13 protein-coding genes are annotated in these 12,283 nt (G+C 65.0%); 4 read left to right on the top strand and 9 right to left on the bottom strand.

The window, feature by feature from the left end; translation table 11 throughout:
• Window positions 1-83: 83 nt before the first annotated feature.
• The 5 genes from VFW45_09425 to VFW45_09405 all read right to left on the bottom strand — a co-directional run bounded on the left by VFW45_09425 (window position 84) and on the right by VFW45_09405 (window position 4,667).
• Complete coding sequence (locus tag VFW45_09425; GenBank protein HEU5181002.1) at window positions 84-1,838, bottom strand: AarF/UbiB family protein; 1,755 nt, start codon at window positions 1,836-1,838, stop codon at window positions 84-86.
• A gap of 127 nt (window positions 1,839-1,965) precedes the next feature.
• Window positions 1,966-2,547, bottom strand: coding sequence for a DUF3341 domain-containing protein (locus tag VFW45_09420; GenBank protein HEU5181001.1), 582 nt, complete (start codon window positions 2,545-2,547; stop codon window positions 1,966-1,968).
• Between the two features lie 48 nt (window positions 2,548-2,595).
• Window positions 2,596-3,081 (bottom strand): BON domain-containing protein, encoded by a 486-nt coding sequence (locus tag VFW45_09415; GenBank protein HEU5181000.1) that lies wholly within the window; start codon window positions 3,079-3,081, stop codon window positions 2,596-2,598.
• Window positions 3,082-3,327: 246 nt separating this feature from the next.
• A complete protein-coding gene (locus VFW45_09410) occupies window positions 3,328-4,065 on the bottom strand; it encodes a lipid-binding SYLF domain-containing protein (protein ID HEU5180999.1) in 738 nt (245 codons plus the stop codon).
• A 212-nt stretch (window positions 4,066-4,277) separates the two neighbouring features.
• Window positions 4,278-4,667: a VOC family protein gene (locus VFW45_09405; protein ID HEU5180998.1), complete on the bottom strand. Its 390-nt coding sequence runs from the start codon at window positions 4,665-4,667 to the stop codon at window positions 4,278-4,280.
• Window positions 4,668-4,876: 209 nt separating this feature from the next.
• Between VFW45_09405 and VFW45_09400 the strand changes: the two genes are divergently transcribed.
• From VFW45_09400 to VFW45_09385, 4 genes are all read left to right on the top strand, one after another.
• The gene (locus tag VFW45_09400; GenBank protein HEU5180997.1) at window positions 4,877-5,332 is read left to right on the top strand and encodes a CBS domain-containing protein; all 456 of its coding nucleotides are present in this window, start codon (window positions 4,877-4,879) and stop codon (window positions 5,330-5,332) included.
• 111 nt (window positions 5,333-5,443) lie between these two features.
• On the top strand, window positions 5,444-5,809 hold the full coding sequence (locus VFW45_09395; GenBank protein HEU5180996.1) for a response regulator transcription factor: 366 nt from the start codon (window positions 5,444-5,446) through the stop codon (window positions 5,807-5,809).
• A 259-nt stretch (window positions 5,810-6,068) separates the two neighbouring features.
• Entirely contained in the window at window positions 6,069-7,586 is a 1,518-nt protein-coding gene (locus VFW45_09390) for a M48 family metallopeptidase (GenBank protein ID HEU5180995.1), read from the top strand.
• A 171-nt stretch (window positions 7,587-7,757) separates the two neighbouring features.
• A complete protein-coding gene (locus tag VFW45_09385) occupies window positions 7,758-8,624 on the top strand; it encodes an NDP-sugar synthase (GenBank protein HEU5180994.1) in 867 nt (288 codons plus the stop codon).
• Here VFW45_09385 and VFW45_09380 read toward each other — a convergent pair.
• From VFW45_09380 to VFW45_09365, 4 genes are read right to left on the bottom strand one after another with little or no spacing between them, the layout of a single operon-like run.
• Window positions 8,594-9,778, bottom strand: coding sequence for a DDE-type integrase/transposase/recombinase (locus tag VFW45_09380; GenBank protein HEU5180993.1), 1,185 nt, complete (start codon window positions 9,776-9,778; stop codon window positions 8,594-8,596). The genes VFW45_09385 and VFW45_09380 overlap by 31 nt on opposite strands.
• Window positions 9,775-10,206: a helix-turn-helix domain-containing protein gene (locus tag VFW45_09375; GenBank protein ID HEU5180992.1), complete on the bottom strand. Its 432-nt coding sequence runs from the start codon at window positions 10,204-10,206 to the stop codon at window positions 9,775-9,777. Before VFW45_09375 ends, VFW45_09380 begins: the two co-directional genes overlap by 4 nt.
• 4 nt (window positions 10,207-10,210) lie before the next feature.
• Complete coding sequence (locus VFW45_09370; GenBank protein HEU5180991.1) at window positions 10,211-10,663, bottom strand: hypothetical protein; 453 nt, start codon at window positions 10,661-10,663, stop codon at window positions 10,211-10,213.
• Window positions 10,660-11,880, bottom strand: coding sequence for an IS481 family transposase (locus VFW45_09365; protein ID HEU5180990.1), 1,221 nt, complete (start codon window positions 11,878-11,880; stop codon window positions 10,660-10,662). Before VFW45_09365 ends, VFW45_09370 begins: the two co-directional genes overlap by 4 nt.
• Between the last annotated feature and the right edge of the window lie 403 nt (window positions 11,881-12,283).

The following is a 12,283-nucleotide window of genomic DNA, read 5'->3' as shown; positions in this document are numbered from 1 at the left end:
AGTGTACTTGCATCTTTAGTTGACCCAGGGGGCCGCCTAACTGTGGCCTCCTGATAAGTCCTCCAGCTAAATGTACCCCGAACCTACCGCTTCCCACCTTGCTTGAGCGCACGCAACTTCCCACGGCGCATCACGAGATCCCGCAGCAGGATATTCCACACGAGCACGATGGCGCTGACGCCGGCGGTCAGGAAGAGCAGGATGGCGAGGCCGGGGTAGCCGAAGATCTTGAAAGACGTCTCGACCCGGACGAGCAGGGCGGCGCCGACGATCAGGGCCGAGATCACCAGCCCTAAGGTGACGCGGTTGGCGATCTTCTGGAGGCCTTCCATCAGGAGGGCCTCGTCGATCGCCTTAATTCGGATCTGCACCTTGTTCTCCGAGACGGCGTCGAGCAGGCGGTTGACGCGGCCGGGGAGCTTCTCGGCGAACTCCTTCATCTCCAGAGCGCCGGCGAACAGCCGGCCGGGGGAGAGGGACTGGAGCATCTTGCGGCGCATCATGTCGGCGGCGTGCCGGCGGATGGCGGCGTTGGGGTCGAACTCCGGGTCCAGGAACCGGGTGATCTGGTCCAGGTTCAGCAGGGTCTTGCTGAGCAGCGTCAGCTCGTGCGGCAGGCGGTAGCCGGCGTCCAGGGCGACGCGCCCCGCGTCGAGCAGCACCTTCCCCATCGAGACCTGTCCCAGGCCGACCTGGCGGAAGCGGGCGATCGCCTCGGCGATGCGGGGGCGCACGTCGTCCGGGCGCGCCTCGCCGACCGGCTGGGCGAGCTTCAGGAAGCACTGGGCCGCCTCCTCTCCCTGCCCTTCGCTGGATGCCAGCAGCAGCTTGATCAGATCGTCCTGCATGCGCGGGGGGATCTGCGCCACTCCCCCGAGGTCCAGCAGCGCGATGCGGTCGTCCTCGGTGAGGAAGACGTTGCCGGGGTGCGGGTCGGCGTGGAAGAAGCCGTCCACAAGGATCTGCTGCAGGTAGGCCTCGCAGAGCACCTCGGCGAGCGCCGCGCGGTCGAGCTCCACGAAGGCCAGGGGCGTCAGGTCGGTGATCTTGGTCCCGGCGATGAAATCCATCGTCAGGATGCGGGCGGTGACGTAATCGTCCACCGGCGCGGGGATGACGATGCGCGGGAGATGCTTCAGGTTGGCCCCGATCACGGCGAGGTGGCGCGCCTCCATCCGGTAGTCCAGCTCGCGCAGCAGGCTGCGGCGGAACTCGTCGAGCATCTCCTCCACTCCGAGGCGCTGCCCGAACTCGGTGTGCCTGGCGAGGAACTCGGCCATCCCCTCGAGGAACTCCAGGTCCTTGAGGATCTGCTCGCGGATGCCGGGGCGCTGCACCTTGACTGCCACGGGGCGCCCGCTGCGCAGCTTGGCGCGGTGCACCTGCCCGAGGGACGCCGCCGCCGTGGGGGTCGGGTCGAATTCCTGGAAGGCCCGCGACATGCGCATCCCCAGCTCCTCGGAGACGATGCGCTCGACCTCGCCGAAGGAGAACGGTTCGATGTGGTCCTGCAGGCGGGTGAGGGCGTCGATGTAGGGGGCGGGGAGGAGGTCGGGGCGCTGCGAGAGGAACTGGCCTACCTTTATATATGTCGGACCCATCGCCTCGAGGTCGGCGGCGAGCTGCTTGCCCTTGGCGGCGAGATCGTCGACGGGTTGGGGGCCGGCGCTGGAGGGCGCGGCCGATCCTGCCGGGGAGGCTTCCGGGGTGTCGAATTTCAGCTCGAAGGCATCGTCGTAGCGCGAGCCGGCGAGGATTCCCTTGCCGCCGTATTTGATCCAGAGCCGGGCGAAGTCTTTGTAGCGGGAGAGGTTTTCGATCTTCAACAGGTTGGTCATCGGAGGCGGCCTTTCTGGGTGGCCCTCCGGCGGCAGGGGAGGAGGGCCGGTTCAGCCTCGCACGGAGAGCACGGCGCCGGGCTCGCTGGTCATCGAGGTCCCGGCGCCATGGGGTCCGTGGGCAGCTCTACTGAACGCTGTACTTGGGAAGGTCGCGATCGCGAGTCGTGGTGTCCTTCTTCGCGTCCTTGACCTTCGCCTCATCGCCGCTGGCGATGCCTTCGGCTTCGCAGGTGGTGAAGATGTCCTTGGCGCGCTTGGTCTCGTCCTTGTTGTCCGAGTGCACCGAGATCAGGATGTTGCCTTCCTTCAGCTTGCTCTCGTAGCGCTTCGCCTCGTACTCGGGGATCCCCAGACCGACCAGTCCTCCGGTCAGCCCGCCGGCGGTTGCGCCGATGGCCGCGCCGCTCAGGGCCGCCATGATGGGGCCGGCCGCGATGAACGGGCCGAGGCCGGGGATGGCCAGCGAGCCGATGCCGACGAGCCAGCCGAACGTGCCGCCCACCACGCCGCCGACGCCCGCGCCGGTGGCCGCGCCCTCGGGGGCCTTGGTGTTGTGCACGTGGGCAAAGTCCTTGGTGCCCGACTTGTCCGCGAACAGCACGGAGATGTCGTTCGCCGAGAAGCCGCTGTCCTTCAGTTTCGTGACGATCTCATCGGCTTGCGACTCGCTCTTGGCGAGACAGAAGACGGCATTGTTGGAAGCCATGTTGCACGTATCCTTTCTTGAAATGCTGCATTGAGTGAAGGGTCTTGGTTACCTCGGCTGCTCGGCTTTCACTTCGAGCATGTTCTGCACGTTCCCCTGTTTGGCGATGCCGACGGCGATCTGCTCGATGCGGGCACGCTCCGCCTCGCTCATGACGGGGCCCATGAGAACGACCCTGCCGGCGTTGGTGATGATCTTCACGTTATGGGCGCTGGTCGAAAGCACCTGGTCGTCCATGACCGCCTGGCGGATCCTCTGGGTGATGGTGGTGTCCGCCTCGCTGGATCCCTGATCGAAGGGCGGGTTCGCAGCGTAATTGGGATCGGCGTTGCGCGCCGTGTTGTCGGGCTGGACGGTTCCCGGGTCCTTGGCGTCGTTGCGCGCCGTGGCGTCGGCCACGTCAGACTTCTGCGCGTCGGCCGCCGCTTCGCGGGCCTCCTCGCGCGTGGTGCCGGTGCCGGTGCTGCAGCCCCAGACGCCGAGTGCCAGGACTGCGGCGGCCGTCACGAGGGGGGTGCGTCGAAATTGCTTCATTGCGATGGCTCCTTGCGATTCGTAGGGCAGCTTGGTTGAGATGCGATTCTCGGAAGAATCAGCGAGCTCTCCGGATCGCCGGCGAGCTTCACATCTATTTTTGCCAGGTGCGCAGCGCGGGGGGTGGGTTCCCGGAGAGGGCGCTTGCTCGAGGGAGTTGCGGGTCTTTCGAGCCGGGCCAGGCTGGGGAGCCGCAGCTCCCCAGCCCCGCCTGGCTGCTATCGGACAAAAGGCCTAGCCTGAAGGCTAGCCTTCGGTAGCTTCCTTCGCCGCCGCCGCGTTCATGTTCTTCTTGATCGACTGCATCAAGGGCTGGGCGGGCGAGGGGGTGCTGACCGTCGAATCGACCAGGATCTCTTTGCCGCTGATATCGCGGCCGTACAGATCGTGGTTGGCTTCCTTGTCGGGCTTCACGACCGCGCCGTCGAGCGAGGCCCCGGCAAACAGGCCCTTCGAGCGGGACCAGGAGAGCATGCCGGCCTGCAGCATGGCGTCGGTATTCGCGCTGGCGGTGCGTCCCACCGGGCCGGCGGTCGCCGAAGCTTCGCCGCCGATCGTGAACTTGTCCTTCAGGAGGTAATTGATCCCTTCCTTGTTCATGACCAGCAGGACGAAGTCGGTGGACGATCCGCCGAACTGGAAGCCGATGCTGGCGCCGCCGATTTCATACATCGCCGGGGCGCTCATGGAGCCGTCGGCCTGCCGGCAGGAACCGACGCCCTTGCCGGCCTTGCCGCCGACCACGAACGCGCCCTTCACGACGTTGGGGAAGATCAGGACGCACTCGGCTTTGGCAAGGAGCTCCTGCGGAATGCCCTTGTCCGGGGCGGTCGCCAGGGCATCGAGGACCATCGAGGCCTCTGACAAGGTCTTGGTGTCCTTCTTGTCCATGCCGGTGGCCGTCTTCTTGTCATCCGCGGAGGCGACGACCCCCGAGAGAGCCATCAGCACCACGAGCGATAGAGCGATCGAAAGTTTTCTCATATTCTTTTTCCCTTCCTTTGAGTGTCCGTTCCCACAATGTCGAACCCTTGCAGGGAATGCGCTCGGCCAAGAAACGTGCTGGAGAAGGTGCCGGAGCAAGGGTTTCTGTACCCACGCATGTTAGCCTGCCGGCAAGCGTTCGCACATGGGGCCAAACCCTTACGTTGAACTACTAAGAGCCGGGAGCTTCCGCCGCCCTGCGATTAAGCCGACTACCTGGCCGGGCGGTTGTCCTGGATCAGGGCCAGGATGTTTCCTTCGGTATCCTTGAACCAGGCCGCCCGGGCGCCGCCGGCGGTATAGATGCCGTTCTCGCCCTTCATTCCCAGCATGTCGTAGTTCTCGAACTGCACGCCGCGGCTTTTCAGATCGTCGACGACACGCTCGATGTCCTTGACCTGCCAGTAAGCCTGGCTGGCCTTGGAGGTCCCGGCGTTCACGGTCGGATACAGGAAGCAGGCGGTGCCCCTGGCGAACTCATAGACCACCCCGCCGGCGATCTCCTGCTTCGGCTTCAGGCCTATCTTCTGCTCGTAGAACTGGCGTGCGCGGCTCACATCCTGCGCGGGGAGGTAGGCGTACATCGGAAATTCTTGCAGCATGGTCTCACCTCATTCCGGGACGATCCTGATGCCCGGAACCATCCTGGAGCCCGCAAGAGCGTCTGCCCATCGGGCCTAAGCCTTACGTGACATTGACCGATCATGGAGCCGTTGGGGTAACCACCCCATGGCGCTTTCTCGTTCCGTGCCTTATCTTGATTCGAGTCGCACATCGTCACGAGACAGAAGGCCTAATGAGGAGAATTCCGATGAGCAAGTGCAGCGAGGTGATGACCAAGAATCCCGTGGTATGCAAACCGAGCGACCTGGTGGCCAATATCGCGCAGGTTATGAAAAAGGAAAACATCGGTCTGGTTCCTATCGTCGAGGACGTTAAGACCAGAAAACTGGTGGGAATGGTTACGGATCGCGACCTGGCGGTAAAGGTGATCGCTGAAGAGCGCGACCTGGAGACCACCAAGGCGGAGGAGGTCATGAGCCGTAAAGTCGTGAGCTGCCGCACCGGGGACGACTTGCAAAAGGCGCTCGACGCGATGTCCGAGAATCAATTTCGGCGCATTCCCGTCATCGATGACGAAGACAGGATCGTGGGGATCATCGCTCAGGCCGACATTGCCACGCGCGTGCATGAGCCGGAGAAAACCGCCACCCTGGTCGAGAAGATCTCGAAGCCCAAGGCCCAAAAGGCCCAAAAGGGTAAATAGGAACCAATCAATAAAAGGTTCTAAAACCCCAAGATGGGGTGAATACCCCATGGTCCCGGCGGTCCCCCGAACGCAGAATCCTGTTTTTACGAAGCAACGAGGGGGATCGCCATGACTGTCCTGATCGCGGCTCGAAACCTGGGATTCCGGAGCGCGGTGAAGAAGTTCCTGCAGTCAGACGAGAAGGTCCAAAAGGTATGGGAGGCGGCCGATGGAGAACAGGCCATTGAGCTCGCCCGGGAGCTTCGACCGGATCTGGTCCTGATGGACATGTCGCTTCCGCGCGTAAACGGTCTCGAGGCAACCCAGATGATCAAGAACACGGAAAGCAACGTCCAGGTCATCATCATGGGGGAGCACACGGAGCCGGTCTACCGTCAGGCGGCGATTCGGAGCGGGGCCGACGCTTTCATGGTGAAATCCAACGCCTGGGCGGGCGAGTTCCTCTCTTCCATCCTCCGGCGGGAGTCATCGTAACCGACGCCTGCCAACCCACGCCACACTCCAACGCCACACTCCAAAACGAGGACCTCGCGCGCCAAGCGGGGGAGCCATCTCGTGACCGGTGGGTGAATGCCCCATAGTACCGGCCCAGTCTGAAGACTACGATCACCTCGTGAAACGCGAATCAGGTACAAGGCGATTGGCGGCGAGCCAGACGCTCGAGTGTCCTGCCAGACGGATGCCGTCGTGTCTCTGATGCGCACTTTATCCAACCTGGAAACGAGGTGAATGAATGGCTTTCAAGAGAGTTCCAAGCCCGATCATACGGGGCTGCCTGGTCACGTTGCTGACCTTCTCCGCGGGAGTGGTCTTCGCTCAGACCCGCATCAAGCCCGGGTTCAATCTTTTCTCCCTCGAGCAGGATCAGGAAATCGGACGTCAGTCGGCGGCAGATGCCGAGCGCCAGCTTCCGATCCTGAATGACCGCTCGATCGACTTCTACGTCAATGCGGTCGGAAAGCGCCTGGCGGCCGTGGCCCCCGGAGCGAAATACCCCTACCAGTTCAAGGTGGTGAACGCCTCCGACATCAACGCCTTTGCGCTGCCCGGCGGATACCTGTACCTGAACCGGGGTCTCATCGAAGCCTCGCGCAACGAGGGGCAGCTCGCAGGGGTGATGGCTCATGAGATGGCCCACGTCGCCCTGCGGCACGGGACCAACAACGCATCCAAGGCTTATATGGGCCAGGCCGGACTGGGCGTTCTGGCAGGGCTCACGGACGGGGAGAGCGCTTCGACCCAGAGAGCCATCGGCGCGGTGGGAGGATTCGGATTGAACACCATGTTCCTGAAGTTCAGCCGCACCGACGAGGAGCAGGCCGATGTCGTGGGTGCCCAGATGATGGCCAGGGCCGGCTACAACCCCAAGGACATGGTCGATTTCTTCGAGATGTTGCGCAGCCAGCAGCAGCGCAATCCATCGAAGGTGGAGCAGTTCTTCAGCTCCCACCCCGCCCCCAAAGATCGCGCCGACCGCATCCGCAAGGAGATGAAGACGCTGTCGATCAGGCCGACCAAGCCTGTGGGCGGCTACCAGCAGGCCAAAGAAGAGCTCCTTGGTATGCCGGCGACACGAACCACGCAGCAGCTTGCGCAAGCCCAGGAAGCCTCGCCGATGGTGTCGCAGGTTCGACTCAGCGACCGCCGCGCGTCCGGGGTCAACATCGACCGGCCGTCAGCGAGTTTTCGCTCGTTCGAGCAGCGCGGGCAGTTCTTCCAGATAATTTATCCGGAGAACTGGCGCGTCTATGAGCCCGCGAACGGCTACGGGGTGACCATCGCTCCGGAAGGCGGCTACGTCGACACGGGAGGCGAGGAGAGAAACCTCATCTACGGTGTCATCGTCAACCACTACGCCACCTTCGATGCCGACACCAGCGGACGGTTCGTCGGGACCGGCAACAGCTTCGTCGATGGCAACGGCCGCATCGAGAGCCGCACCAGCCTCGCCCGGGCGACGAATGATCTCGTCAGCCAGATCCTGCGGACCAACCCCCACTTGAAGATGGTGCCGAATTCACAGCGAACCGACACGGTCAGCGGCGCCTCGGCGCTTTCCCTGGTCCTGTCCGGCCGCTCGCCGGTCACGGGAGAGGAAGAGCGGGTCACCGTCTTCACCCGCGCGCTTGCCGACGACGACGTCGTCTACGCCTTGTTCATCGCCCCCGGCACGGATTACGACGAATTGGGGCAGACCTTCGATCGGATGATCTCCAGCTTGCAGGTGAATGATTCGGCAACGCACCAGTAATAGCACCCTTGTCGAGTTTCCCGCGGAGGGGGCACGGGATGCCCCTCTGCGGGATTGCCGTGCGCCACCCAACCGACCGAAGGGGAAAATGATGGATCGCCTCGAGTACCTGAAGCCCCCGTTCCCGCCCGCATCGGAAGAAGCGGGCGTCGCCGCGCCGGGGGAGACGTCATGAAGGCGATTCTGCTCGCCGGGGGCCAGGACACCCAGCTGGCGCCCCTGGCTCACCAGGCGCCGAAAGCGCTGCTTCCCGTAGCGAACCGTCCTATGGTCGAGTACGTCCTCCAGCACCTGAGGCAGAACGGGATCCGTGAGATCGCCCTGGCAGTGAACGGGAACTACGAAGTCTTCTGGCACGTTCTCGGAGACGGCGCGCGGTTGGGGATACGGATCACCTACTCCCGGGAGCACGCTCCTCGGGGGACCGCCGGGTGCCTTCTCCCCCTGGCCGACTTCATCGGGAACGAGCCGTTCCTGGTGATCCATGGAAGCCTCTTTCTGGATGCCAATCTCCGGGAGCTGGGGAGGTCCCACCGGCGCGGCACCGCCACCGCCACGGTAGCCGTGCAGACGCTCCCGTTTTCCTCGCGAGACTGGCACCCCATGGAGCTGCAAGTGGAGGCGGATTCCCGGGTCAGCGGCATCACGCTGCGCCGTCACTCCGCCAAAAGTCCGATCCGAGTGCCGGCAGGGGTCTATGTCTTCGACCGGTCGGTCCTTTCCTGTATCGAGCCCGGAGTCTATTGCGACATCAAGGAGCACCTTCTTCCGCGCCTCAAGAAGGCGGGGCATTCCATTGCGGCTGCGGAGCTCCCGGGATACTGCAGGAATGTCCTCGATCTGAAGGACTACCTGAGCGTGAACCGGGACGTTCTGAAGGGGGATGTGAACGGCTTCCAGCTCGAGCAGGAGGTGGCGGAGGGGATCTGGGTGGGACAGGGCAGCCAAATCTCTCCGATGGCCACGCTGCTGGGTCCCGTGCTCATCGGCCGGGACTGCTGTGCTGATCACGATATCTTTGACCGGTTTCGCGAGTAAATCAGTGGAGTAATTCGCCTCCTCCGGACCAAAAGATAGCCGCTTTCCACGAGGGCGCGGCCGATGACGACGCGTTCGAGCGTTGCCTGTTGGCGAGGGTCGAGAGGTTCGGTCAGCCCGCGCCGCATTCGTTCCTCCTCCCTATACCGCAAGTAGGTCTCCTGGAACAAGGCCCGTTCCCAGGCCGTGGGATGCGTCCGATCCCGCCATACGGACTCGGGAGTCAGACCCTCAGGTCGTGTCGTGTGGTTCGCCTGACCGCAGGCGAGCTCGAGATCGTCGGAGGACCATTGGGCGACACGGCCGTGGCGGGCCGAAGCGTAATGGGCCCGTACCTTCAGCATACCGATCCCCGCCTCCACGCTCCCGTTGTAGCGCGGAGTGGCGGGTGGTGAGAGCAGCGGTATCACGCCATGGCGGAGGAGCAGCCAGCGCACCCGGTCGCTGCGGAAGGCCCCGCCGTTGTCGGATTTGAGGACTAGGGGAGCTCCGTGCCAGGCGAACTGGGCGCGCAGCATCTCCACGACCGAACGGGTTGTCTCCCCCCGTGTCGGCAGCGCCGCCAGTTGGTAGTCGCTGGCCAGGTCGCGAACGACCAGCACCCGATCGTAGATGCCGTCGACGAGGCACGGCGGTTGCGTGAAGTCCAAGGCCCACACCGCTCCGGCGCGAGTCCAGCGCAACACCTGCACGAGCATCCCGTGGCGCCGCCGATAGGCCGCTCGATAGCGCCGCTGCAGCTCCACCAGCTCGGCCCGGGCGACGACGGGGAAGACCGTGCGCAAGGTGGGCAGCCCCAACCGCGGACCCATCAAGTCGAGCAATGCCAGGATCTCCCGGCGTGTGTCGCGGTCCACGGTCGGCCCGTGACGGCCGCGGGCACGCAGCTTCATTCGATCCCGCCGCCACTGGCGCTCCCAGGTCTGGAGCGTTGGGAACGGCAGCTCCAGCTGCGCGGCGGACTGCCGCAACGACCGTCCCTGTTGTCGCGCCCAGCGCCCGAACGCCACGGCGGAGATCCGCACAGCACGCTCCGCCTGCCGGCGAACCTTCTGGCGGGGAAGCCCCCGCCGTGCTCTCGTGGCTTCGTTGCTCGTCACCTTCATGACCAGGTTCACCCGTCCGAGATGCCGTCGCAGCCCTGCACCGCTCAACCCCGCGGGGGCTTCTTCCCGCCAGAGCCGGAGCGGGTCGGGGAGTTTTTTTTCCTGCCGCGCCGCTGCTCCGCCCGACGCATCAGGTGCGGCATCGTCAGCGCCAGCTCGGTGCGCACCAACGAGGCCCGCAGGTCGAACTTCAGCTCGCGCACCTGCTCCTCCAGCTCCCGGATGCGCTCCGCTTCCGGAGCCACAGAGTGCCGCGGCCGTCCCGCGGGCACCGGCTCCAGGGCTTCCAACGCTCCCTGCAGCACCTGCCGCCGCAGCACATGCAAGCGCGCCTCGCCCACTCCCAGCAGCTCGCAGGCCTGGGTGATGCTCAGCTCTCCCGTCAGCGTCTGCAGCAATACCTGCAGCCGCTGCTTGGTCTCTTCGGAGCCTTCGAGCTTGTCCACCGACTTCAACCCGTCCGGAGGCCGGGCCACGGGCTTACTCCTTTTTCACGCTTTCCGTTTTTTCGGAACCGGCCGGCGGCCGCAATGCTGCGGCCGCCCTCAACGCCCGCACCACCGGCCGCCGACGGCGTTTCTTGCCGTCCAACTTCGCTTCCGGCTTGGCGGCGATCCCCATGCTGCGCTGCGCCATCCGCACCAGCGACTGCGCCCGCATCAGCTCCCGCTCCAGGCGTCCCTTCTCCTTGTGCAGCGTCGCCAGCTCTCCGGCCGGAGTGCGGCGCTTGCCTTTCGGGCGCGGCTCCAACGCCGTCACCAGCCCCTGCAGACCACGAGTCTCCAGCACGTAGTAGCGCGCCACCGAGATGCCCGCCGCCTGGCTTGCCTGCGAAGGACTCCGCAACCCGCTCAGCGCCTCCAGGATCACCACCGCCAGCCGCTTCGCGGCATCGCTGCCGCTCAGCACCGCCGGCTTGCGGACCGTCTTCATGGCTCACCTCCCGCAGGCTCCTCCATCGTCCCGCCCTGCGGCGTCACTGGCTCCGGCAGCCCCGGCTCCACTCCCGGCCCCGCTCTGCGCCCCGACGCTTTCAAGTCCACCTCCTCACGCCTCCCATCGCCGGTGGTCAGGATCACCCGCTCACCCTCCGCGTGCAGCGCGATCGCCTGCTCGCCCACCTTACCCGTCAGATAGAAGCTCTTGCGCGGCACGCCATGCCGCGCCAGGTCCAAAGCGTTTTCCGCCACCCTCGCCTGCAGCGTCCGCCGCACCTCTTCGGCCGCCTCGAAGTAACGATCCGCCGGCACCAGTCCCTCCAACCCCTGATGCGGCCGCAGAAAGTTGTAGTAATCGATGAACAGGCCCACCCGCGTGCGGGCGTCCGAGAGATCCTGGAACACCGCCGCCTCCAGACACTCCCGCCACAGCGTCCCCCAGAACCGCTCCACCTTCCCCAGAGTCTGAGGATGCCGCGGCCGCGACACCAGGTGCCGGATCCCGCGCTTCTCCAGCAGCCGGCTGAACGCGCTCTTCCCGCGCCAAGTCTGGTATTGCGGACCGTTGTCCGTCAGTACTTCCTCCGGCGGACCGTAGTTGGCCAGCCCCGCCTCCAGGACCTCGCGCACCAGGGCCCCCGACGGCGTCGCGTGCACCCCGAAGCCCACCACGAACCGGCTGTGGTCATCCAGGAACACCACCAGATACACCCGACGGTTCTCCCGTTTCAACAGGAACGTGAACAGGTCCGACTGCCACAGCTGGTTCGGCCGCGCCCGCTCGAAGCGCCGCTGCACCGGCTCGTGCGATACGCTCGGCGCTTCCTCCGCCTCGTACCCCTCCTCTTTCAGCACGCGCGACACGGCCCCCGCGCTCGCCTCGTACCCCTCGCTGCGCCACAGAACTTCGGCGATCCGCTCGCATCCCCACTCCGAATGCGCCTGCTTGAGCATCACGATCGCCCGCCGCGTCGCCTCCGACAGCCGGCTCCCTTTCGGGGCCCCCCGCGGCTGATCCGTCAGCCCCGCCGGTCCCAACTGCTCGAACCGCTTCTTCCACAGGTACAGCGTGTGCTTCGATAGCCCCACCATTCCCGCGAAGGCCTCCGCCGGCAGGCCGCTGCGCTGCCACGTGTCTAACAGCAGCAGCCGCTGCGCGCTCGTCAGCGTGCCCCGCCCCTCGCCCTCACGGCCCGCGGGCTTGGAGCCCATGCGGCGGCCTCGCACCGGACGATCTCCCGGGTCTGCCTTGCTCGCCGCTGTGACAGCCCCAACTCCCGCACCGGCGTGTTCCTCCTGCGCCGTTGCGGACCCCTCCTGCGAGGTGGCTTCCACCCCGGGAGCATTCTTCATTTCAGTCTGGCTTTCCGCCTGAGTCCCGACCTGCCCCTCAGACGTCGTTGCGGTAGGATCTTCCTGCATCACTTCCTCCTCATCGCGGGCTCTTTGCCCGCCTTAAGGAGGAGGTCGTTTCTCTACCGATTTATCTCTTCAAACGATCAAACATTTCGGGAAGGAGCACACCTATTCAACAACGCAACCCGCATCGCCTTCCCAGAACTCGGTGACGTGATCACGAAGGACACCCCCGGGATTGCCGTCTGCGGATCGTCCA

This window comes from Candidatus Polarisedimenticolia bacterium (assembly GCA_035764505.1).
In the GTDB taxonomy this organism is placed as follows: Bacteria; Acidobacteriota; Polarisedimenticolia; order Gp22-AA2; family AA152; genus AA152.
Note: the sequence above shows the minus strand (reverse complement) of the source record. Positions and strands in the feature narration are given on the sequence as shown.

Bases quoted from the DNA above. Each gene is read 5' to 3' on its own strand.
- VFW45_09425 (HEU5181002.1), bottom strand. From the start codon at position 1,838: ATGACCAACCTGTTGAAGATCGAAAACCTCTCCCGCTACAAAGACTTC.
- VFW45_09420 (HEU5181001.1), bottom strand. From the start codon at position 2,547: ATGGCTTCCAACAATGCCGTCTTCTGTCTCGCCAAGAGCGAGTCGCAA.
- VFW45_09415 (HEU5181000.1), bottom strand. From the start codon at position 3,081: ATGAAGCAATTTCGACGCACCCCCCTCGTGACGGCCGCCGCAGTCCTG.
- VFW45_09410 (HEU5180999.1), bottom strand. From the start codon at position 4,065: ATGAGAAAACTTTCGATCGCTCTATCGCTCGTGGTGCTGATGGCTCTC.
- VFW45_09405 (HEU5180998.1), bottom strand. From the start codon at position 4,667: ATGCTGCAAGAATTTCCGATGTACGCCTACCTCCCCGCGCAGGATGTG.
- VFW45_09400 (HEU5180997.1), top strand. From the start codon at position 4,877: ATGAGCAAGTGCAGCGAGGTGATGACCAAGAATCCCGTGGTATGCAAA.
- VFW45_09395 (HEU5180996.1), top strand. From the start codon at position 5,444: ATGACTGTCCTGATCGCGGCTCGAAACCTGGGATTCCGGAGCGCGGTG.
- VFW45_09390 (HEU5180995.1), top strand. From the start codon at position 6,069: ATGGCTTTCAAGAGAGTTCCAAGCCCGATCATACGGGGCTGCCTGGTC.
- VFW45_09385 (HEU5180994.1), top strand. From the start codon at position 7,758: ATGAAGGCGATTCTGCTCGCCGGGGGCCAGGACACCCAGCTGGCGCCC.
- VFW45_09370 (HEU5180991.1), bottom strand. From the start codon at position 10,663: ATGAAGACGGTCCGCAAGCCGGCGGTGCTGAGCGGCAGCGATGCCGCG.
- VFW45_09365 (HEU5180990.1), bottom strand. From the start codon at position 11,880: ATGGGCTCCAAGCCCGCGGGCCGTGAGGGCGAGGGGCGGGGCACGCTG.